This is a genomic window from Pseudofrankia saprophytica (genome assembly GCF_000235425.2).
GTDB classification, from domain to species: Bacteria; Actinomycetota; Actinomycetes; order Frankiales; family Frankiaceae; genus Pseudofrankia; species Pseudofrankia saprophytica.
The window spans coordinates 333,684-355,261 of the sequence record NZ_KI912266.1; the positions used below are offsets into that span (position 1 = coordinate 333,684).

14 protein-coding genes are annotated in these 21,578 nt (G+C 72.5%); 8 read left to right on the top strand and 6 right to left on the bottom strand.

Going from position 1 to position 21,578, the window contains the following annotated elements:
• The 3 genes from FRCN3DRAFT_RS0201385 to FRCN3DRAFT_RS0201395 form a co-directional block, all read left to right on the top strand.
• On the top strand, nt 1–1,461 hold a 1,461-nt coding region (locus FRCN3DRAFT_RS0201385; RefSeq protein WP_007520528.1), incomplete at its 5' end, for a hypothetical protein.
• A 201-nt stretch (nt 1,462–1,662) separates the two neighbouring features.
• Nucleotides 1,663–5,322 carry a hypothetical protein gene (locus FRCN3DRAFT_RS53805; RefSeq protein WP_131803355.1) on the top strand — a complete coding sequence of 1,220 codons (3,660 nt, stop codon included), beginning with the start codon at nt 1,663–1,665 and terminating at the stop codon, nt 5,320–5,322.
• Between the two features lie 165 nt (nt 5,323–5,487).
• The gene (locus tag FRCN3DRAFT_RS0201395) at nt 5,488–7,044 is read left to right on the top strand and encodes an ABC transporter substrate-binding protein (protein WP_007518656.1); all 1,557 of its coding nucleotides are present in this window, start codon (nt 5,488–5,490) and stop codon (nt 7,042–7,044) included.
• A gap of 168 nt (nt 7,045–7,212) precedes the next feature.
• Here FRCN3DRAFT_RS0201395 and FRCN3DRAFT_RS0201400 read toward each other — a convergent pair whose 3' ends face one another.
• The 4 genes from FRCN3DRAFT_RS0201400 to FRCN3DRAFT_RS0201415 form a co-directional block, all read right to left on the bottom strand.
• On the bottom strand, nt 7,213–7,809 hold the full coding sequence (locus FRCN3DRAFT_RS0201400; protein WP_007518658.1) for a GTP-binding protein: 597 nt from the start codon (nt 7,807–7,809) through the stop codon (nt 7,213–7,215).
• Complete coding sequence (locus tag FRCN3DRAFT_RS0201405; protein ID WP_035925779.1) at nt 7,790–8,137, bottom strand: DUF742 domain-containing protein; 348 nt, start codon at nt 8,135–8,137, stop codon at nt 7,790–7,792. The genes FRCN3DRAFT_RS0201400 and FRCN3DRAFT_RS0201405 overlap by 20 nt, the downstream gene beginning before the upstream one ends.
• Before the next feature lie 127 nt (nt 8,138–8,264).
• Entirely contained in the window at nt 8,265–8,687 is a 423-nt protein-coding gene (locus FRCN3DRAFT_RS0201410; RefSeq protein WP_007518662.1) for a roadblock/LC7 domain-containing protein, read from the bottom strand.
• Entirely contained in the window at nt 8,684–12,541 is a 3,858-nt protein-coding gene (locus FRCN3DRAFT_RS0201415; RefSeq protein ID WP_232793886.1) for a nitrate- and nitrite sensing domain-containing protein, read from the bottom strand. The genes FRCN3DRAFT_RS0201410 and FRCN3DRAFT_RS0201415 overlap by 4 nt, the downstream gene beginning before the upstream one ends.
• A 509-nt stretch (nt 12,542–13,050) precedes the next feature.
• Here FRCN3DRAFT_RS0201415 and guaA point away from each other — a divergent pair.
• The 4 genes from guaA to FRCN3DRAFT_RS0201435 all read left to right on the top strand — a co-directional run bounded on the left by guaA (nt 13,051) and on the right by FRCN3DRAFT_RS0201435 (nt 17,044).
• Entirely contained in the window at nt 13,051–14,634 is a 1,584-nt protein-coding gene (gene guaA, locus FRCN3DRAFT_RS0201420; protein WP_007518666.1) for a glutamine-hydrolyzing GMP synthase, read from the top strand.
• A gap of 96 nt (nt 14,635–14,730) precedes the next feature.
• Nucleotides 14,731–15,006, top strand: coding sequence for a type II toxin-antitoxin system Phd/YefM family antitoxin (locus FRCN3DRAFT_RS42155; protein ID WP_051466106.1), 276 nt, complete (start codon nt 14,731–14,733; stop codon nt 15,004–15,006).
• The gene (locus FRCN3DRAFT_RS42160) at nt 15,003–15,452 is read left to right on the top strand and encodes a PIN domain-containing protein (RefSeq protein ID WP_007518669.1); all 450 of its coding nucleotides are present in this window, start codon (nt 15,003–15,005) and stop codon (nt 15,450–15,452) included. The genes FRCN3DRAFT_RS42155 and FRCN3DRAFT_RS42160 overlap by 4 nt, the downstream gene beginning before the upstream one ends.
• A gap of 350 nt (nt 15,453–15,802) precedes the next feature.
• Nucleotides 15,803–17,044: a threonine ammonia-lyase gene (locus tag FRCN3DRAFT_RS0201435; RefSeq protein ID WP_007518671.1), complete on the top strand. Its 1,242-nt coding sequence runs from the start codon at nt 15,803–15,805 to the stop codon at nt 17,042–17,044.
• A gap of 51 nt (nt 17,045–17,095) precedes the next feature.
• Here FRCN3DRAFT_RS0201435 and pcrA read toward each other — a convergent pair whose 3' ends face one another.
• Both pcrA and FRCN3DRAFT_RS0201445 read right to left on the bottom strand, forming a co-directional pair.
• Nucleotides 17,096–19,603 (bottom strand): DNA helicase PcrA, encoded by a 2,508-nt coding sequence (pcrA, locus tag FRCN3DRAFT_RS0201440; protein ID WP_007518673.1) that lies wholly within the window; start codon nt 19,601–19,603, stop codon nt 17,096–17,098.
• A gap of 268 nt (nt 19,604–19,871) precedes the next feature.
• Nucleotides 19,872–20,576, bottom strand: coding sequence for a DNA alkylation repair protein (locus FRCN3DRAFT_RS0201445; RefSeq protein ID WP_007518674.1), 705 nt, complete (start codon nt 20,574–20,576; stop codon nt 19,872–19,874).
• Between the two features lie 132 nt (nt 20,577–20,708).
• Here FRCN3DRAFT_RS0201445 and FRCN3DRAFT_RS0201450 point away from each other — a divergent pair, with 132 nt between their 5' ends.
• Nucleotides 20,709–21,578, top strand: coding sequence for a hypothetical protein (locus FRCN3DRAFT_RS0201450; protein WP_007518676.1), 870 nt, complete (start codon nt 20,709–20,711; stop codon nt 21,576–21,578).

A 21,578-nucleotide genomic window follows, 5' to 3' on the forward strand; every position in this document is an offset into this window, starting at 1 on the left:
AGAACCGGCAGCTTCCCCCTGTTCGGTTCCGAGGAACGCACGAGCAGGGACCGGGAGGCGACCTGGTCGCCCGTCACGGGCCCCTATCCGCAGCCCGGCAGGGCCGGCGGCTCCCCGGCCGACAGCCACTCTCCGGACACCGGCGCCGACTGGCGCGGCGGCCCGGCCCCGGCCAGGGGCGGGGCGCCGACGCGCGGCGGATCCCCCACTGGCCACGAGCCGGGCGGCCCGTCGTCTCCCGGGTCGACGGGTGGCGGCGCGGGCTCGACCGGCCAGTCCCGCTCCTGGCCGGCCAGGGACCCGTTGGGCACCGGGTCCTACGACCGGCCCGACCCGCTCGCCACCGGCACGGGCCGTGGCTACGACCGCGACGACCCGCTGACGGGACCGTTCGGCCGTGCCGACCCGCTCGGCACGGGTTCCGGCACCGGCAGCTGGGCGCGGGACGCGGGCCGGGGCGTTCCGGGAGGAAGCGCGCCCGGCACCGGCCCGGGCGCGGGCCGAAGCGGATCGGGCACCGGCCCAGGCGTGAGCCGGGGCGGATCGGGCACCGGCCCAGGCGTGAGCCGAGGCGGCCCGGCGCTGACCGGCCCGCTCGACAGCCCCGGCACCGAGGCGATGAACCGGCCGACCACCCCCGTGACCGGCCGGCCGGACGCGACCGGCCCGTTGCCGGAGGACCCGACGCGTACCGGCGCTCGGGGTTCTGCCCGGCAGGCCTCCCAGGTCAGCTTCCCTGAGACGGCGGGAGCCACGGCCGACCCCGACGCGAGAGGTTCGGGTCGTTTCGCCGCGGCGTCGTTCGCCAAGACCGGCGTAGGCACCGGCCCGCGCGCCGCCTCTCCCCCGGAGGGTCGCACCCTCGACCGGGGCCGCGGTCGCGACCTGGACCGTGACGCCCCCGGCCTGCTCGATGACGACGACCGTGACGACCGCGACGAGGACGACGACCCGAGCGACGGCCCCGGCTGGCGGGGGGCGCGCGACCGGTTGCGGGGCCTGGCCGGCGGGCGGCTCGGTTCCGCCCACGACGAGGACGTCCTCGATGACGACGATGACGACGACGAGGACGACGGCCGGGAGAACGGCGGCGGTCTCGTCGGCAGGCTCAGGACGGGCCGTGGCCGGGTTCTCGTCTTCGGCGCGGCGGCGCTGGTCGTGGTGCTGGTCGCTGTCATCCTGCTGCTGAAGGCGACCGGCGACGACGGCGGTTCGCCCGCGGCGACTGGCGGCTCGTCCACCACGGCCGGCCGGCAGTACGACGCCTCGGTCCGCAAGACCTACCTCGACACCTGCGTCGGGGGCAACAACGGCATGACGAACTACTGCAACTGCACCCTGACCAAGCTCGAGGCCGGCTACAGCCAGGACGAGTTCCTGCGCCTGAACGCCGACGTGGAGTCGGCCGCCGCCCAGCGGGTGATCAAGGAAATCCGACAGGCCTGCGACAAGCTCAAGTAGGGGCCGGGTCGCGCGGCGCCCGGTGGGTCAGGTTCGTGCGCTGGACGCGGCAAGTCATACTGGTTGATGACCTTTGGTCGGCTTCGCCGGGACTCGTGACGTTCCGCCGTCGAGAGACACGACATTGACGCTCCACGGCCGCTAGACGCGACGTGGCACTGAGCAGGGGGGCAGGGGTTGCCCACCGACGACCACGGCCGCTTGCTGAGCGATGACGGCGTCTGGGCCTGGGACGCGGCTTCCCACCAATGGGTTCCGCGCGCGCAGCAGCCCGCCGTCCCCGCCGCACCGGTGACCACCCGCCGCGACGACTTCTTCGCGGTCGAGCGGGTCAACGCGCCCGAACCGTCCGCTCCGGCTCACCCCACCCCGGCCTACCCCACGCCGTCCCATACCGGCCAGGCCGCCACGGCCACCGTCCCCGGCGCGCCCGAGTCCGCGTGGCGCCCGCTCGCGGCGGGCCATCCGCCGGCCGCCACCACCCAGACCGGCGCCACCCAGACCGGCGCCGGCTGGAGCGGGACGCCCGCGCCCACCGATCCGCGCGCGAGTCCCGATCCGTTCGCGGTCGGCTCCCTCTGGAGCAGCTCCTACGTCAGCGGGGACACGGGGCTGTCGGTCACGGCGATCGACGTCGGGCCGGCCCCACCGGCCGTCGTCCCGCCGCCGGTGACATCGAGCCAACGCCCCGAGTCGACCGCCGGATACCAGCCGGGCCCGGCGCGCCCCGCGGCGCGGGACTACGGAACGCCGGCCCCCGCCGCGCCGTATCTCCCACCCGCGCAGTCACCGGCCGCGACCGCACACCCGTCGCCGAGCCCGCACCCCTCCCCGAGCGCCTACCCCTCCCCGGCGGCCTCGCCGTTGCCCCGGCCAGCCGCCGTCGCACCGGCACCGACGCTGTTGCCGTCGTCCTGGTCGGCGCGACTTACCGGCCAGGAGGGCACGCCGACCAGCGGTGCCGCCGCCGCGGCACCCGGCCCCCGCCCGGCGAGCGGTCCCGTCCAGATAGGACCGTTTCAGACCACCCGCGTCGGCGGCGTCCCAGCGGACGTTCCCGATCAGCGTCCGGACCTCCCCGACCGCCTTCGCCAGTCGGGCAGGAGCCCCGGGTCCGACTGGGACCCCGGACCTCGCCGATCCGGCGGGAACCCGGTCTCCGATCCGCCAGGGTCTCGGGGCTTCGCCGACCCGCCGGGAGATCGGCCGGGAACCGCGGGCTTCGCCAACAGTGGCGGAACCCCGGGCTTCGCCGCCCCAGGGAGCACCTCGGGGTCCGTCCGGGTCGGCGGCGACGCCCGTGCCCGCTCGGCCGGCACGCCAGGCAGTGGCTACCCACCCGCGGGGAGCATCTCGCCCTGGGAGCCCGCGCCGAGGTCTCCAGGACCCCCCGGCCCAGGAACCGGCGCCGGGGTGGTGGCTGTCGGTGGCCCGGCCGGCTCCGGCGTTCCTCAGGCGCGGGTGTCTCCCGCCCCGCAGGCTCCCGTGTCCCGAGCGGACGGCGGCTCCAGCCCCCCGCCGGCGAGGGACGAGCGGGCGCCGAACATCTTCTTCACCCCGGCGCGGGGCCTCCCTCGGCCCACGGCCGGAACGCCCGGCCCGGGTGGCCCGGGTGGCCCGGGCTTTCCTGGAGGCGGCCCAGGCTTCCCCGGCGCGGGTATGCCGGCCAGCGCACCCGGTGGTCCGCGTACCCCCACCCGTCCCGGGGAGAGCCAGCCACCTGGCGGTGGGCAGGGCAACCGCGCCGCCGGGGTGTCCGCGCCGCCGTCGTCTCCCTGGCGGGTACCCGAGACGGACCCGAGGTCCACCACGGGGGTCGAGCCCACGGGCGGCACCGGATGGTCGCCGTTCACCAGGACGCCGCCCCAGGACGCGACCGCGAGGAGTTCCGACGGCCCGCCGGGCACAGGCTGGCGCTCGCCGCCTCCACCGGTCACCGATCGGGCCGGCGCGCGGTCTCCAGCGCCCCCCGAGCTCGCCGCCAGCACGCCTGCGGGCAGGCCCGTCATCGACCCGCGTGACCCCCTGGGCACCGGCGACCTCCTCGGCCTGCCCCGGCGTCCTTCGCAGGCGACCGGTGCGCCGAGTGGCCCGATGCCCAGCCGCCCCTCGGCCCCTGGTGGCCCGCTGCCCGGCGGCGCGGCACCAGGTGGCCCGGCCACGGGCGGCCCGTTCACCGGCGGCCGGCCCACCGGCGGTCCGGCCGGCGGCGGTCCGTTCCCCGGGCAGCCGATCGACGGGCTCAGCGGAGCCCACCAGAACCTGGGGACGCATCGTCCCGACGCCGGGCCCGCGGACCGCGGGCTGCCACCGGGGACGGCCGCGCCGGTCCCGTGGGGAAGAACAGGCGCGGAGGCCGTGCCGTCCGCGCGGGACGGCTCCCAGACTCGCGGTGGCGGTTGGCGAGGCCGCCGCCGCGATGGAGAGACCGGCCCGCGGACGCCCGCGGAGGCGCCCGGGCTTCCGACACCCGGGCTTCCGGCGCCCGAGCGGGCTGGGACGGGGCGCCAGCCCGCGCCGCCGACGGCACGCGCCGACGGGACCTCGCCAGCCGACTCGTCGGCGCCGCGGGAGGCTCGGGGCGCCGACGGGCACGGCACGTCGACCAGCGAGCGGTCGACGGCGTCGCGACGGCCCGCGCCCGTCGAGATGACCTCCGTCCTGTCCAGGACGGCTGCCAGCCTGCCGCGGCGCGGCATGATGCGCAGTGTGCCGGCGGACCGGCGCAGGACGCCGAACCCGATGACCGACTCGATGAGCCTGCAGGCGGTCACGCCCGCCGCGTCGCCCGGGGCTCCCGAACGCTCGGCGGGCCGGCGGGCACGCGGTGGGCAGGACCAGACCGGCGCGACGACCGGGTCGAGGACCAGCTCCAGAACCGGCCCCGAGACCAGTCCAGGCAGGAAGTCGCGCGGCGCCGGTGAATCCGACGAGCCGCCCGCGGACCCTGGGCGCTCGGCCGGTCTGGCGGGAGCGCCGCGGGGCCTCGAGGCCGGGGCCGGCGTGGGTGGCGGCCGGGCCGGGCAACGCGAGGACGGGTCACGGCCGCGGCCGCACGACCCCGGGGCGGGCCTCGACCCGCTCACCGGGCCCAGGGGCGCCCAGGAAGCCGTTGGCTCGGACGATGGCGGCCGGCTGGCCGGCCGGGGCGCCACCCAGTCGAGAAAGCCGGCGGGCGGTGCCGGACGCCGCTTCGCCGCGGACGACCTCGAGGACGCGTTGGAGCTGGGCGAGGCCGAGAGAACGTCGCGGCGGCCGCCCACCACGGACGGCGACCACGCGGCGGACGACCGGCTGGCGTGGTTCCGGCAGGGCTGGCTCGGTCCCCTCACGGTCGCGGTCGTCGTGGCGCTTGTCTCGCTCGGGATCTACGTGCTGCTCGCGGGGCGCGGGGGTGGCGGCCGCTCGGGCGCAAGCGGCGCCGCGGCGAGCGCCACGCTCTCGCCCGCCGGGACCAACGCCGACGCGAAGGCCGGCAAGGCGCTGGTCGATGGCACCTACAGCTGCGTGGCGGGCGCCGCTCCGGCCGCTCCCGCCGCGAGCGCCACCGCGGCGGCGGGCGCGACCCCGGGCACCGCCGGGCCGTCGGCGGCCGGGGGAGCCGCTCCAGGCGCCCATGCGGGTGCCCTCGTCATCCCGCCCACGAGCGGGAAGTACCAGTGGAACGGACAGCAGGGCGACTACACGATCGCCACCCCGAAGTTCGATGACGCGTCCAACGTCATCGCCGCCGTGGCGTTCACCAGCGGCCCACTCCAGGGACAGGTCGGCAACAGCATCGCCGTCTGGCCGGCTGGCGCCCGAGTTCAGGCCACCGTGTACGTCACCAAGGGTGGCAACATGTCCTGCGCCCTCGACTAGTGGATTCTCAGAGTCACCAATAGAGCGCGAAACGTCGGATACGGGCGCGGCATGCTCACGCGGCACTACGCAGCGAGTTCTCTCGACCGGCGGCGGGCCGTTCCAGCCACACCGAAATGGACCCAGTCGACAGGTTTAGACCGGGGTGCGGCAGGATCAGAAGCCATGCGCAGGTCTGACCGGTTGACGGGCAAAAAGCGGCCGATCTCTCAGGCAGCCGACGGCAGCGACGCCGCGGCCCGTCCTCAGCTTGCCTCCTCCCCCACGACCTCCCCCACGACGGTGGTCGACGCCGCCCACGGCCTCGCCGCGCCCGCCGCCGCTGACGGGCAGCGGCAGCCCGTCGTGGCCGGTGGCCAGGGTTTCCGGTTCGTCGACCGGCGCGCGCTGCTGCGGCTCGCGGGCACGGCCGCCCTCGCCGCGCCGGCGGGTGGCCTGCTCGCCGCCTGCAGCGGCTCCGACTCCTCGTCGACCTCGAAGATCCGGCCCGTACGCATCGGCCTCGTGACGCCCCAGTCCGGCGCGCTCAGCAGCTTCGCCGACGCCGACCTGTTCGTGACCGACGTCCTGAAGAACTTCTTCACGAGCAACGGCGGACTGTCGGTCGGCGGCACCACCCATCCGGTCGAGATCTACATCCGGGACAGCCAGTCGACCTTCGCCAGGGCGGCCAAGGCGGCGAGCCAGCTGATCTCCGACGACCAGGTGGACATCGTCCTGGTGGGCGCCACCTCGGACACCGTCAACCCGGTCGCCGACCAGTGCGAGGTCAACGGCGTCCCGTGCATCTCCACGATGGCGCCCTGGCAGTCGTGGTTCGTCGGCCGCGGCGGTGACATCAACAAGCCGTTCACCTGGACCTACCACTTCTTCGCCGGCCTGGGCGAGTACTTCAGCGCCTTCTCGTCGATGTGGGGGCAGGCGGAGGTCCCGAGCAACCACACGGTCGGCGCCCTGTGGCCGGACGACGTCGACGGCCGGACCTTCGCGAACCAGGGCCTGCCGTTCCGGCAGAGCCTCGCGGCCACGAACCTCGAGCTGGCCAGCGCGGGCGACGCGGTCGGGACCACGGACTACCACCTGTACCCGCCGGGCACCAAGAGCTTCACCGACATCATCGACCGGTTCAAGGACCAGAACGTCCAGATCGTCACCGGCATCCCCCGCGCGGCGGACTACATCCAGTTCCAGCGGGACGCCGTCGACCAGAAGTTCTTCCCGCGGATCATCACCCTCTCCAAGGGGGTGCTGTTCGACACCGACCTGAAGGTCCTCGGTGGCACCGTCGCGGACGCGCTGACCACCGAGATGTTCTGGTCACGCAGCCTCCAGACCCGCAGCTTCCTGACCAACTGGACGCCGGCGCAGCTCGCCGACCAGTACCAGAAGGCGAGCGGCCAGGGATGGTCGCAGCAGCTCGGCACCTCGCTCGCGCTGTTCGACGTCGCGGCGCAGGCGCTGGCCAAGGTGAACTCCCTCGACGACAAGAAGGCGATCGCGGACGTCCTGAAGAACAACTTCACCGCCCGCACCATCGTCGGCGACGTGAAGTTCGGCGCCCGCAGGGACGTGCCGCAGAACGTCGCCACGCTTCCGCTGAACGGCGGCCAGTGGCGCTGGCACGCGGACACGTTCACGTTCGACCTGGAGCAGATCAACAACTCTGGTAACGGGAACATCCCGAACACCGGCAGCCTCAGGCAGCTCAACCAGGACGCCTAAGCCGTCGCACGCACGAGAAAGCCGTCCTCGGCGAAGACCAGCTCGCCGAGGACGGCTTCTCGTCGTGCTCGTCAGTTCAGCGGCTCTGTGCCGCCGCCCAGGCATACGAAGGCACGCGAAGGGGGAGGGCGCGATGCCCTCCCCCTTCGTGTTGCCGGCGTCGTCGTCCTAGGCGCGCAGGGCGGCCCGGGACATCGTGTGCTCGACGACCGCGATCAGCGCGCTCTTGGTCGAGTCGCGGTTGCGCGCGTCACAGGTGATGATCGGAACCGACGGCCCGATCTGCAGCGCCTCACGCACGTCCTCGATCGAGTGCCGCAGCACCCCGTCGAAGCAGTTCAACCCGATGACGAACGGCAGCTGGCGCTGCTCGAAGTAGTCGACGGCGGCGAAGCAGTCCGCGAGCCGGCGGGTGTCCGTGAGCACGATCGCGCCGATCGCACCGCGGACGATGTCGTCCCACATGAACCAGAACCGGTACTGTCCCGGCGTTCCGAACAGATACAGGATCAGGTCCTCGTCCAGCGACACCCGGCCGAAGTCCATCGCCACCGTGGTCGTGGTCTTGTCGACCAGGTGAGTCAGGTCGTCGACGTGCGCGCCAGCCTCGGTCATGACCGCTTCAGTACGAAGCGGGACGATTTCCGATACAGAGCCCACAAAAGTGGTCTTCCCTGCGCCGAAACCGCCGGCAACCACGATCTTGACCGAGGTGGTCGCGACCGAGGAGTTGACCCTTCTGTTGTCAGAGCTTTCGTAGGCCACTGAGAACCCTTTCGAGCAACGCGAGATCCGGTGCCTCGTCGCGGTCCGGCTGCTGGTGTACGCGGACGAAGCCCTCGTCCGCCATGTCACCGACCAGCACCCTGGCGACCCCGAGGGGCACCCGCAGGCCGGCGGCGATCTCCGCCACGGACCGGACCTGACGGCACATCGCAGCGATGGACTGCTGCTCAATGCTGAGGCCGATCGCGCGTTCCTCGCCGTACTGGGTAGTGATGACGAGCGCCTCGATGGCGAGTTCGTAACGCGACCGGGTTCGCCCTCCGGTCATGGCGTACGGCCGGACCACCGGTCCGGGCGGCCCACCCATGTCACTCACGCTGACTCCCTCGTGGTAACTCCGGGGACAGAAGCCACCGGGCGCGCGCGGGCGGACCGTTTCCGCGCGCCCGGTGGCCCGCTAGCGCCGGACTGGTCCGGGGCGGCCGTGCCCTCGCTCATCGCGGGAGCGTCCCTTGCAGCTCCTGGCGCAGCTGCGGCGTGAGTACGTCCTTCGCCCGGTGCACGAGCAGCGCCATCTCATAGCCCACCAGGCCGATGTCACACGACGGCGCGGCCAGCACCGCCATGCTCGCCCCGTCGCTGATCGCCATGATGAACAGGAACCCGTGCTCCATCTCGACGACCGTCTGGGTGACCATCCCGGCCTCGAAGACCCGGGCCGCGCCCTGCGTCAGGCTGACGAGGCCCGACGACACGGCCGCCAGCTGGTCCGCCCGGTCGCGTGGAAACCCGTCCGACACCGCGAGGAGCAGACCGTCGGCCGACACGACGACGGTGTGCGCGACACCTGGAACCCGGTCGACGAAATTGTTGATCAGCCAGTTCAGGTTCTGCGCCGCTGCGCTCACCGGTCTCACCGTTCCTCCTGCCCGTCACGGCGGGCGCTTCTTGTCTCGGCACCCATGTCCCGTCCCTGCCGGACACCCTGGTAGAAGCTGGCAAGACGCCCGCCTACCGCCTCGGGGGACCTGGCTGCCTCGTCGGCTGGCCGTGGCGGGGCCGCCTTGCGATTGCTTGCCGGCTCGGCCGAGCCGGGCACCAGGTTGCTCATCGGCACCCGCACCGGCAGCCCAGCCCTGGTCGTGGACGTGTCCGACCCACCGGGCTGGCGCAGCACCTCGGCCGCCTGCCAGCCGGCGTCGCCGGCCGACTCCCAGCCGCCCGAGTTGTCTGCGCCACCGCGCCTCGGCAGCGGTTCCACGGGCGCCTGGACGGGCCGAGGGCCAGTCGCGGAGCCGTTCGAACCGTTGTCGGCGTACGCGGCGGGCTGGCGGTACCCGGAGTCCGGCGCCGGCGTCCGCATGGCCGCCGCCGGCCGGACCGGCACGGCGGCCGGCGCCGGCGCCGGCTCCTGACGCTGGATCGGGTGATCCGTGGTGCCGTTGCCCGCCCCGTTGCCCATGATGCGCATGCCCGCCGATGCCCGCGGCGCGGTGAACGCGGGCGGCGGCGTCGCCTCGACGACCGGGTCCGGCGCCGTGGGAACGGCGCGGACCTCGTCGCTGGGCGAGCGGCGCTGGAACCAGGCGGAGACGGAGTCGAAGATCGGCGTGGTGTCCAGGTCCTCGCCGTCGCCGAGGTAGATCTCGCCGGTGTCCTCGGCCTGCGGCCGCGGGTAGCCACCCGTCGCCGCGGCCGGCCGCTCCTCCCAGCGAGGCTGGGGCACGTCGACCGGATCCGGCTCGGGCCGGTGTGGCGGCCTGGCGAAGACGTTCTCCTGCGGGCCCGAGTAGTCCGCCTGCTGACCCGCGTAGTCGCGCTTGTCCGCGTAGTCCCGCGGCTCGGCGTAGCTCTGGGGAGGCTGCTCCGGTGGTCGGTAACCGCCGCCGGCGCCGTTCGACCCGTAACCACCCTGGCGGGCCATCGGGCCGGTCTGGCGAGGCATCGGGCCGGTCTGGCCCGGGGACTCCGGCGCGGCCGGGCGCTGGAACCCGCTGTTCCAGTCATCCCGCGGGCCGCGCGTGTCCAGCGGGCCGGTCGCCGGGCCGCCGGGCTGCTCCGCCCGGTCGGGACCGTCGACGCCCGGCCGCTGACCGGACCTGGCCACCGGCTGCCCGTTGGTGAACGGGTTCGACCCGAGCCGCTGTGTGTCCTGCTCGGTGTACCGGCTGGCCGGCTCCCGGCTCGGCAGCGGGCCGGTCATCGGGCCCGAGGGCGCGCCGTCGCGCTGCTGGGGTCCGCCCGGACCGAGCGCCAGCGGCGGTGGCCCGAACCGGCTGGCGTCCGGGGGTCCCGCCGGATCGGCGGGGCCCGGGGTCGGGGGGGTCTGCCTCGAGGTCAGGGCCGGAAGCGGGCCGCTAGGTGGCGCGAACCGGTCCCGGTCGCCCATCTCCTCGAGCAGATCGTCCGGGTGCTGCCGAGGACCGCCACGCCCACCATCGGCGCCGGTCGTCGGCGGACCGTACTGCTGTGGGCCGCCGTAGGCCGGCTGGCGCTGCGGACCGGTCTGCGGGGTCGGGACGGAACCACTACCGAGCTCCGGCCGGCCGGCGGGCGGGGGCCCGAAGGCACCGAACGCCTGGGCCGGCCGAGCGGGGGCCTCACCGGTCCGGCCGATCGCCGCCGGCCGGGGGGCGGCCGGGCTGGTACCGCCGGCGCCGTCCCCGGTGACCAGCTTGGCTGGCAACCGGATGACGGCGGTGATGCCGCGTGACGGCGACTCGCGCAGCTGGACGCGGATGCCGTGCCGGCTGGCCAGCCGGCCGACGGCGAACAGACCCATCGTCCGGGACACGGAGACGTCCACGACCGGCGGGTTCGCGAGCCGCTCGTTGATCCGCTCCAGGTCCTTGGCCGGCATGCCGATGCCCTGGTCGACGATCTCGATCATCGCGCCGGCGCCGGGGCCGAGGGAGTGGCTGGTGACGACGACGTCCGTCGCCGGCGGGGAGTACGCCGTGGCGTTCTCCAGCAGCTCGGCGATGAGGTGGACGACGTCGCTGACACCGTTACCGGCGATGGACACCGGCGCCGCGTTGGTCTGCTTGACCCGGGTGTACTGCTCGACCTCGGAGATGGCCGCGAGGACCACCTCGTTGAGCGGGACGGGGTGGGTCCAGCGGCGGGCGGTGTCGGTGCCGGCGAGGACCAGGAGCGACTCGTTGTTCCGTCGCATACGGGTCGCGAGGTGGTCCAGCTTGAACAGGTTGGACAGCTGGTCCGGGTCCTGCTCGCGGTTCTCCAGGTCGTCGATCAGCCGGAGCTGACGCTCGACGAGGCCCTGGCTTCGCCGGGAGAGGTTCACGAACATCGCGTTGACGTTGTTCCGCAGGACCGCCTGCTCGGACGCGAGCTTGACCGCCTCGCGGTGGACCTGGTCGAACGCGCGCGCGACCTCGCCGATCTCCTCGTCGGTATCGATACCGACCGTTTCGATCTCGTCGTCGATCACCTGTTCGGACGAGTCTCGGATCCGCCGGACGGCCTCCGGCAGGCGCCGGTCCGCGATGTCGAGCGCCGCGGTCCGCAGCGCGAACAGCGGGCGGATGAGCGACTGCGCCACGATCAGGGTGATGACGAGGGCGGCGGCCAGGATCAGGACGGTGAACAGCGCCGACAGGAGCGCGCGCCGCTGGATGTCACCGCGCAGGTTGTCGACCCGGCTGTCGATCTGGCTGAACAGCTTGTCGACGACGTCGTAGTTCAGCTCGATGTTGGCGCGGGTGTTCTGCAGCCATTTCGTCTGGTCGATGCCGTTGACGCCGGTAAGCGTCCCCTGGTCGCCGGTGAGCGGCCGGTCCGGCAGCGCGTTCAGCACCAGGGCGGTGTACTGCTGCGTCTTGATGACGTCACCGTTGGTGCGCTGGTTGACCGTCGACGTGAACAGCGCCAGCTGCTCGGGCGTCGCCGCCTTGGCGAACTCGTCCAGCTCGGTGCCGCGCTGGGAGTCGAGACTCAGCGCCGCGCGGAAGTCCTCGTTGTTGAACGGTAGCTGCGACGACAGGTAGATCTCGATCTGCGCCTGCTGCTGGGCCAGCATGTCGGTGGCGCGCACGAGGTGCGTCGTCGCCTCGACGGAGCTGTCGAGCTCACGGTCGTCGTTGCCCTGCGGGATGAGGGCGACCAGGTCGGTGAGCGGCTCGATGACGGCGTCATAGGCCTCCATCACGGAGGCCGGCTCGGTCATCTTCACCAGCACGTCGCGCTTGGTGTTCAGGTTTTGCATTTGCAGGGCGACGGCGTCGAGCGCCTCGTTTACCTGGTCACCGAAAGTCCCGCGCTTGCCCTCGGCGACATCCTGATAACCCTTGTAGGCACGGTCGACGTCTGTACGACGGGCTTTGACCGGGTCGAGGGTGGCTGTCGATTTCCGCGGGCTCAGCTGGGCCGCGACATAGTCGACGGTGAAGGTGCGCTCGCGCTCGAGCTCGTAGGTCAGCTCGATGGCCGCCCGGTTGATGGTGACCAGGTTGGACACCCGGTTGATGTCACGGGTGCTGGTGAGCACCGAGCTCGCGTCGATCAGCGCGTTGACGATGATCGCAACGACCGGGATCGCGAGGATCGCGATCAGCTTGGTACGGACCCGCCAGCTCGTCGGGCTGGTCAGGACGCCACCGCGAGCGCGCGTCCCGTTGCCGTCGTCGGGGGGTCGGGCCGCGGCGGGCCGCTCGCCGTGACCCCCGTCGTCCACAACGGGGGAACCCGGTGCCGGCACCGGCATCGAGTCCGCGGCGAGGCCCGTGCTGCTGGCCATCGGTTGTCTGCGCACGTACTTCGCAACCTCTCCGCCGGCCTCCCGGAACAGGGCACTCCCAGGATGGCCCGGTATCGGACCGGATGTCCCTCGGTCGGCACCATAGCGGTACCGAGTTAGCGCGTGAAAGGCGGCTACCTTACGCCATGTTCTAGGAAGCCACGAGTTGTGCCCCTGATGCGAGTGTCATGAGGCCTGACGACACCCCAGACGGGTCCGAGCCCGAGGGTCGATGTCACGTGCGTCACCACCCGCTTACCCACGGGTCATCCACGATGCGACCGCTTCGCCGGCCACGACACAGATCGGTAACAGTATGGGGTGGTCTGGGCGCCACGGGAACTTCCTCCCCGTCAAAGGCCCAAACTGGTCGCCGAACGTCCCATGTCAGATACGGATGGTCGGGGCTCCAGCCAATCTCGACATTCCGATCCAACTCTCGCCGCCACCCCGGCTGATGGCCAGACATCGCGGCAACGCGTCCGCGAAGACCCGCCGCGGGCGCGCCTCCGTAGACTTGGGAGGTGAGCGCACCCTCGGCCGGCCGAGCCGGCTATGACACCGCCCTGGTCATCGACTTCGGCGCCCAGTACGCGCAGCTGATCGCGCGCCGGGTGCGGGAGTGCCACGTGTACTCCGAGATCGTCCCCTGGAACACCCCGGTGTCGGAGCTGCTCGCCCGCCGCCCCACCGCCGTGATCCTCTCCGGCGGCCCCAAGTCCGTGTACTCCCCCGGCGCGCCCCGGGTGGATCCGGCGCTGTTCGACGCTGGCATCCCCGTGCTCGGCATCTGCTACGGCCATCAGGTGATGGCGCAGGCCCTCGGCGGAACCGTCGAACGCACCGGCACCGCCGAGTACGGGGCGACGGAGCTGGCCGTCACCAGCCCCGGCGTGCTTTTCGACGGCCTGCCGATCCAGCAGCAGGTCTGGATGTCGCACGGCGACGCCGTCACCGCGGCACCCACCGGTTTCGACCTCACCGCGTCGACCCGGTCGACCCCGGTCGCCGCGTTCGAGGACGTGCGGCGCGGGCTGTTCGGCGTGCAGTTCCATCCCGAGGTGCTGCACACCGAGCACGGCATGGAGGTGCTGCGCCGGTTCCTGCTGCACGGCGCGGGCGCCCGCCCCGCCTGGACGATGGTCAACATCGTCGACGAGGCGGTCGCCGCGGTGCGCGCCCAGGTCGGCGACGCGAAGCTGATCTGCGCGCTGTCCGGCGGCGTGGACTCCGCGGTCGCGGCCGCGGTCGTACACCGGGCGATCGGCGACGCGCTCACCTGCGTCTTCGTCGACCACGGCCTGCTGCGCGCCGGTGAGGCCGAGCAGGTCGAGCGTGACTTCGTCGCGTCCACCGGCGTCGAGCTGGTGCACATCAAGGCCGCGGACCGCTTCGCCGCGGCACTGGCCGGGGTCACCGACCCGGAGCAGAAGCGCAAGATCATCGGACGCGAGTTCATCCGGGTCTTCGAGGAGGCCGCCCGCGAGCTCGACGCCCGCGCGGAGGCCGCAGGCAGCCGCATCGAGTACCTCGTCCAGGGCACCCTGTACCCGGACGTGATCGAGTCAGGTTCGCCGGACGCCGCGAAGATCAAATCGCATCACAACGTCGGCGGGCTGCCGGAGGACCTCCAGTTCGGCCTGGTCGAACCGCTGCGGACGCTGTTCAAGGACGAGGTGCGCCGGCTCGGCGAGGAGCTCGGCCTGCCCGAGGAGATCGTCTGGCGCCAGCCGTTCCCCGGCCCGGGGCTCGCCGTGCGGATCATCGGCGAGGTCACCCAGGAACGGCTGGACATCGTGCGCGCCGCCGACCAGATCATCCGCGACGAGATCCGCCGCGCGGGGCTCGAGCGCGAGATCTGGCAGGTGTTCGCCGTCCTGCTGGCCGACGTGCGCTCGGTGGGCGTCCAGGGCGACGAGCGCACCTACGGCCATCCGGTCGTGCTGCGCGCGGTGACCAGCGAGGACGCGATGACGGCCGACTGGGCGCGGCTGCCGGCGAACGTGCTGGAACGCATCAGCAACCGCGTCGTCAACGAGGTCCCCCAGGTCAACCGCGTCGTCTACGACATCACCTCCAAGCCCCCGGGCACCATCGAATGGGAGTAGAGGAGTGACGGGCGCTTCGCGCCCGTCACTCCCGCCCTGTTTTGCCGCCGAGACCCGGCCTCGCCAATGTGGTCACATTGGGCCTACAGTTACCACATGGCGAGGCCGGCCCGAGATGTTGATGATGCCGACGACGAGGATGACGAGGAGCACACGGTCGGAATTCGCGATCTGTCGCACCACACCAGCCAGGTCCTGGGCAGGGTCCGAGCCGGCGAGAGCATCACGATCACCGATCGCGGCGAGCCGATCGCGAGGATGGTTCCGGTCCGCGTTCGGGAATGGACGCGGCCGTCTGTAGGGTTCGTCGACAGCGGCGACCCGGACTGGGCGGCTCGCGCCGCCGAGGAGCTCCGAGGATTCGGCGAGTGATCATCGCGGACACGAGCGCCATCCTCGCGTCCATCGACACACACGCGGCCGACCATGCCGCCTGCACGGAGATCATTAAGCGTATCCAGCGTCCGATGCTGGTCTCGCACATGGTCATCGCCGAGGCCGACTACCTGCTCACCACCCGGTTCGGCCTTGCGGCCGCGAACCGGTTTCTGACCGACGTCGCCCGAGGCTCGTGGGAACTGGCGGCCAGCGATACCGACGACATCAACACCGTCGTCACCATCAACACCCGCTACGAGGACCTGAAACTCGGCGCCACGGATTGCCTCAACGTCGCACTTGCCGCCCGGTACGGCGCCCGGACGCTGTTCACTCTTGACCATCGCCACTACCGCGTTACGGCCCAGCTCGGGCGTTCCGAGCCGTTCGCGCTTCTCCCCGCCGACCGCGACTCGTGGCTCAAGCAGCGACGTCACTGAGCCCGTGGTCCCGGGCCACGACCCAAGGCCCAGGGTCGGACGTGTCCTACCGTAAACGGTTTACAGTAGCTGTTAAGTAACGATGGGTAGCCGGTTTGACGAGCGCAGGGGTGGCGGAGCACCGTAGAGGAGTGCAGCGGCACCTCATGGCCATTACGTGGGCGCGCGACTGAGATCGTCACGACGATCTGGCCGCGCGCCAAGCCTTCCGCGTCTGCGGGGGGCTTTTTTGTTTGCCGCGGCCACGGCGCACAGGTGGCCGCCCAGCCACCAGTCACTCTGATTCACGGCCGCCGAGTGTGCGAAGAAAGATCATTTTCGCACACTCTTTGGCCCGAGGAGCAGCCCCGATGACCCAGCCAGCAGCGACAACGCCGTCGCCGCGCGCCTCCGACCCCGCCGGAAAACCGGGCCAGACCGGGGTGTTTCGGACCTCTCGGATCGACTCCGCGAGCTCCCAGACCTCCCCGATCGGCTTCGCCAATCGGGCAGGGACCCCGGATCCGGCAGGAACCCCGACCCCGGCGTCGCCCGTCGACCAAGCCGACGACGTAGCGGGAACTACCAGCCAGCCGGACGACGGCCCCGAGGGCGTCGACGTCGGGACCCTGCTGCGGACGGTCGACGTCGAGCGGGCCGCCGCCACCCTCGCCGGTGTCTCCCGGCTCACCCGGGTCGTCAGGCATCCGGGGCTCGGCCTGCGCACGGGCGCGTCGATCTGGCTGAAGTGCGAGAACGAGCAGCACACCCGGTCGTTCAAGCTGCGCGGCGCCTACAACCGGGTGGCGCAGGCCGACCCGTCGCGACGGGCCCGCGGCCTGGTCGCGGCCAGCGCGGGCAACCACGCCCAGGGCGTCGCGTACGCGGCGGCCCAGTTCGGCGTCGAGTCGACGATCTTCGTCCCGACCGGTGCCAACCCGGTCAAGGTGGCCAGGACTCGCCGCTGGGGTGCCCGAGTGGAGCACGTGGACGGCGGTGTCGACGCGGCGCTGGCCACCGCCGGGGCGTTCGCCGCCGACGGCGGCCGGCTGATGGTCCACCCGTTCGACGACCCGGCCGTGATCGCCGGCCAGGGCACGGTCGGGCTGGAGCTCCTGGAGCAGGTACCCGGCCTGCGTACCGTCATCGTCGGTGTTGGCGGCGGTGGTCTCGTGACCGGGATAGCGGCGGCCCTGGCGGCCCGCGGCGCGGACACCAGGGTCATCGGCGTGCAGGCGGAGGGCGCCCCCGCCTTCGCCGACTCGTTCCACGCGGGTCGGCCGCTGTCGCTCGCCGCCGACACCGTGGCCGACGGGATGGCGGTGCGCACCCCCGGCCGGCTCACGCTCGCGCTCGCCGCGTCCCTGCTCGACGACGTCGTGACCGTCGACGAGGACGCGTTCTGGGAGGCGATGGTGCTGCTGCGCCGCACCGGTGGGCACGTCGTCGAACCGGCCGGCGCGGCGGGCGTGGCCGCGCTGCTGCGCCACCCGGACCTCGCCCAGGGCCAGACCGCGGTGGTCCTCTCCGGCGGCAACCTCGATCTCGCCACCGCCGAGCGTGTCACCACCCTGGCCACCGCGGCCACCATCCCGGCCGCCCGCGCCCGCTGAGACGGCGCCGCGGCCGGGCTTTTGGTAGCTGACCTCGGTGGCCGAAGAGCCTCAGAGCTTGGTGAGGGGGGCGTAGCGCAGGAGGAGGTCCTTCGTGCCGGTGCCCTCGCCGAAGTCGACCTTGGCCTGGGAGGACTCGGCGACGCCGCTGGTGGCGATGACGACGCCGAGGCCGAACACGTCGTGGGTGACCCGGTCGCCGGCCGAGAGCTGGATGATCGGGCGGCTGGCCGGGCGGGAACGGGCCTGCCCGGACGGGGAACCGCTCGCGGCGCCGGCCCCGCCCGCGCCGCGGCCCCCGCCACCGAAGCCACCACCCCCGAAGCCACCGCCCGCGCCGAAGCCACCGCCGAACCCGCCGCTGGGGCTCGCCGGGGCGGGGGCGAGGCGGCGCCAGTCCAGCAGGGACTCGGGCACCTCGGTGAGGAAGCGCGACGGCGGGTTGTAGGCGGGCTGGCCCCAGGCGCTGCGGACCAGCGAGCGCGTCAGGTACAGGCGCTGGCGGGCGCGGGTGATCCCGACGTACGCGAGCCGGCGTTCCTCTTCCATCTGTGTCGGGTCGCCGAGCGTGCGCAGGTGCGGGAAGATGCCGTCCTCGAGCCCGGTGAGGAAGACCACCGGAAACTCCAGGCCCTTGGCGCTGTGCAGCGTCATCAGCGTGACGACGCCGTCCGAGCCGTCGTCGGAAGGTATCTGGTCGGCGTCGGCGACGAGCGAGACCTGCTCGAGGAAGCCGGCGAGCGTGCCCTCGGGGAACCGCTGGACGTACTCCCGGACGACCTCGACCATCTCCTGGAGGTTCTCCACCCGGCCCTGGGCCTCGACGGTGTCCTCGGCGACCAGCTCGGCGAGGTAGCCAGTCCGGTCGAGGATGGCCTCGGCCGTCCCGACCAGGTCACCGTCGGCGGTCTCGCGCAGCTCGTCGAGCAGGGCGGCGAACTCGCGGATGGCCTTGGCGGAGCGGGTCGCCAGCCCCGGTACCTCGCCGACCCGGCCGAGCGCCTCGGCGAACGGGATGCGCTCCCGTTCGGCGAACGCGCCGAGCATCGCCTCCGCCCGGTCGCCGATCCCGCGCCGGGGCACGTTGAGGATGCGGCGCAGGTTGACCGTGTCCGACGGGTTCGCCAGCACCCGCAGGTAGGCGAGCAGATCGCGGATCTCCTTGCGCTCGTAGAAGCGCACGCCGCCGACGACCCGGTAGGGCAGGCCGACGCGGATGAAGATCTCCTCGAAGACCCGGCTCTGCGCGTTGGTCCGGTAGAAGACGGCGACGTCGGCCGGGCGGGCGTGGCCGTCGTCGGTGAGCTTGTCGACCTCCTCGGCGACGAACGCGGCCTCGTCGTGCTCGTTGTCGGCGACGAAGCCGACGATCTTCTCACCGTCGCCGGCGTCCGACCACAGCCGCTTCGGCTTGCGCTGGCTGTTGCGGGCGATGACGGCGTTGGCCGCGGACAGGATGGTCTGGGTCGAGCGGTAGTTCTGCTCCAGCAGGACGACCTTCGCGGCCGGGAAGTCCTGCTCGAACTCGACGATGTTGCGGATGTCCGCGCCGCGGAACGCGTAGATCGACTGGTCGGCGTCGCCGACGACGCAGAGCTCGGCCTGCCCCGGCATGCCCTCGTCGGCCGCCCGCCCCGCCGTCGAGACCGAGCCGCCGACGAGTTCGCGGATGAGCGTGTACTGGGCGTGGTTGGTGTCCTGGTACTCGTCGACGAGCACGTGGCGGAACCGGCGGTGGTAGTGCTCCGCGACGTCGGGAAACGCCTGCAGCAGGTTCACCGTCGTCATGATCAGATCGTCGAAGTCCAGCGCGTTGGCCTCGCGCAGCCGGCGCTGGTAGAGGGCGTACACCTCGGCGACCGTTCGCTCGGGGTGACTGGCCGCCTTGGCCTGCGCGGTCTCGTGGTCGATCAGCTCGTTCTTGAGCGTGCTGATCTGGGCGGCGAGCCCCCGGGCCGGGTGGCGCTTGGAGTCGAGATCCAGATCGCGGCAGACCAGGGTGATCAGCCGCTGCGCGTCGGCGGCGTCGTAGATCGAGAACGAGGAGCCGAACCCGAGCCGCTTCGACTCGCTGCGCAGGATCCGCACGCAGGCCGAGTGGAAGGTACTGACCCACATGGCCCGCACCCGGCCGCCGACGAGCGCGCCGACCCGCTCCTTCATCTCGTTCGCGGCCTTGTTGGTGAAGGTGATCGCGAGGATCTCGCCGGGGTGCACCTGGCGGGCGGCGAGCAGGTAGGCGATCCGGTGAGCGAGCACCCTGGTCTTGCCGGAGCCGGCGCCGGCGACGATCAGCAGCGGAGCGCCCTCGTGCACCACGGCGGCGCGCTGCTGCGGATTCAGCTCGGCCAGCAGCGCGTCCGGGTCCAGTCGCGGTGCCGGCCGGCGGCCCTCGGCGCCGGGCGGGGTGACCGGGGCAGCGGCCAGCACTCCGGGCGCGAACATGTCGTACGGGTCGTACGGCTCGTAGGCCGCATCGCCCGCCGGGGCACCCGCATTGGAGCCACCCGCGCCAGGGGCACCCGCGCCAGGGACCATGTCGTCGAAAAGGGTGCTCATGATTCCTCGATCGTACGTTCGAGAGGCCGTCCGCCCTGGCCGCCGCGGAAGTCGGGGGTCGGTCGCTGGCCAACTAGGCATAGCCCCGTGGATTCGATCCGCCGGGGCGGATCGAATCCACGGGGACCCCAACGGCTTCTGACTGAACTAGGGCGCCACGCGGCGACCTCGGGGCGCTCAGCACCGCTGGGCGCGATGTAGGCGACGCCATCTGTCGACCCTACGTAGCTTCGGAGCCGTCAGGTAACAACGGCTCACCATTGCGTGGCTAAGCGCCGACATTACGCAGAGCCTCCCGCTTGGAGAGCGGGGAGAGTCGATCAACCCGCGTCGCGACGTAGCGGCGGACCTCGTCGGGGTCCGTCCAGGCATACTGCCGCAGCGCCCAGCCGATGGCCTTGCGGAGGAAGAAGTCCGGATCGTCGAGGTTCGCCTCGATGCAGGCGTAGAGCAGGTCCAGGTCCGTGTTCTTCTTCGCGCCGAGCTGGCAGATGATCGACGTGCGGCGCAGCCAGCGGTCGGGGTCGCGGCTCCAGCGCAGCATCACCGGTCGCAGCGCCTCGGGGCTCGCGGCCAGCAGCGGGCCGATGCGGCGCGAGGCGAGCTCGTCGACGTAGTCCCACCAGGCACCAGTGACGATCATCTCCTGGTAGACGGGCAGCGCCGCCGGGGTCCAGTACACCTGGTAGGGCCGGTGACCGGTGAGCGTGATCGCGGCATAGCGCTCCTCGCGGAAGCCCGCGTCGCGCCAGAGCCGCAGCGCCGCCGTCCGCCAGTCCGTCATCGTCTCCAGCCGGTGCGCGGCGAAGACGGGCCGCAGCGCCAGCTCCCTCGGCGGCTTCGGGACGCCGAGGTAGGGCATCGAGGACTTCATGTAGGCCTGCATCCCCGGCGCCTTCACCGGGTCGGCCGCCGCGGCCAGGGCCGCGCGCACCGCGTCGACCAGCCGGTCCACCGCCGGAGAGGAGTCCACGGCCGAATTGTCTTCCAAGGGGTGGACGGGCGATCTCCCCAGGTCACCCCGCACCTGGGCGCCGGGCCGCCCCAGCGCGCCGATATGCCGGGATCACCGACGGAAGTCCGCCAACAATGCGAGGCGGCCGAGGTGAGTTTGAGCCTGGACTACCGCCTGGCCACCACCCAGGACCCGGTCGTCGCCACGTCAGGAGAGCAGGCTCTGCCGATCGCGCCCGGCACGACCGCGTCGTTCCCGGTCACCACGACGACGTCGACCTGTGACTGCCGCTGGCGGGTCGAGGTCGAGCTGCTGGCCGGCGATGAGCGCGAGGTGGTCACCGTCGGCCCGGACGGCGCGCGCCCCGGCACCGCGGCCGACAATCCCGACCAGCCGTCCTTCGAGACGACGACGGCGGACCAGACCGGTCTCCCCGTCCGCTACGTCACCGGACGATGGCAGCTGGACCGGCGGACCGAACCGGCCATGCCCTATCCGGCCACTCCCGTGTGCCCGCTCGCGTCCACCTCCGAGGTCATCGCGGCGCTGGACTCGGTGGGCGTGACGGCACGGAGCACCGCCCGGTTCAGCGCCGGGGCGAACCAGAACACGGACACCCCTGGCACGCGGGAGACGGCGATCTGCTCGTGGCGGCTCCCGTCCGCGTCCACGGATCTGGGCGCCGTCATCCTCGTGGGCGCCACGATGGCGGACGAAACGGCGGCACGTACCGAGTTCGCCGCGTGGAAGCAGGCATTTTCATTTTCGACCGCCACCGTGGATCAATGTGGCTTCCTGTCCAACCGCCCGCCCGTTGGCCTCGCGGCGGTCGGGGGCCTCGGCGACGAAGCGGCCAGTTTCCCTGGCCTGCTGGTCGCCCGGGCCGGCAACCGGATCGTCCGCGCCAGCGTGTGCGCCCCCGCGAGCGACGACGGCGATCCGGCTCGCGCGCCGGCGGCGCCCGGCGACCTGGCGGGGCTGCGCCTGGTGGCCGAGGCGCTCCTGGGCAGTACGTGGTGA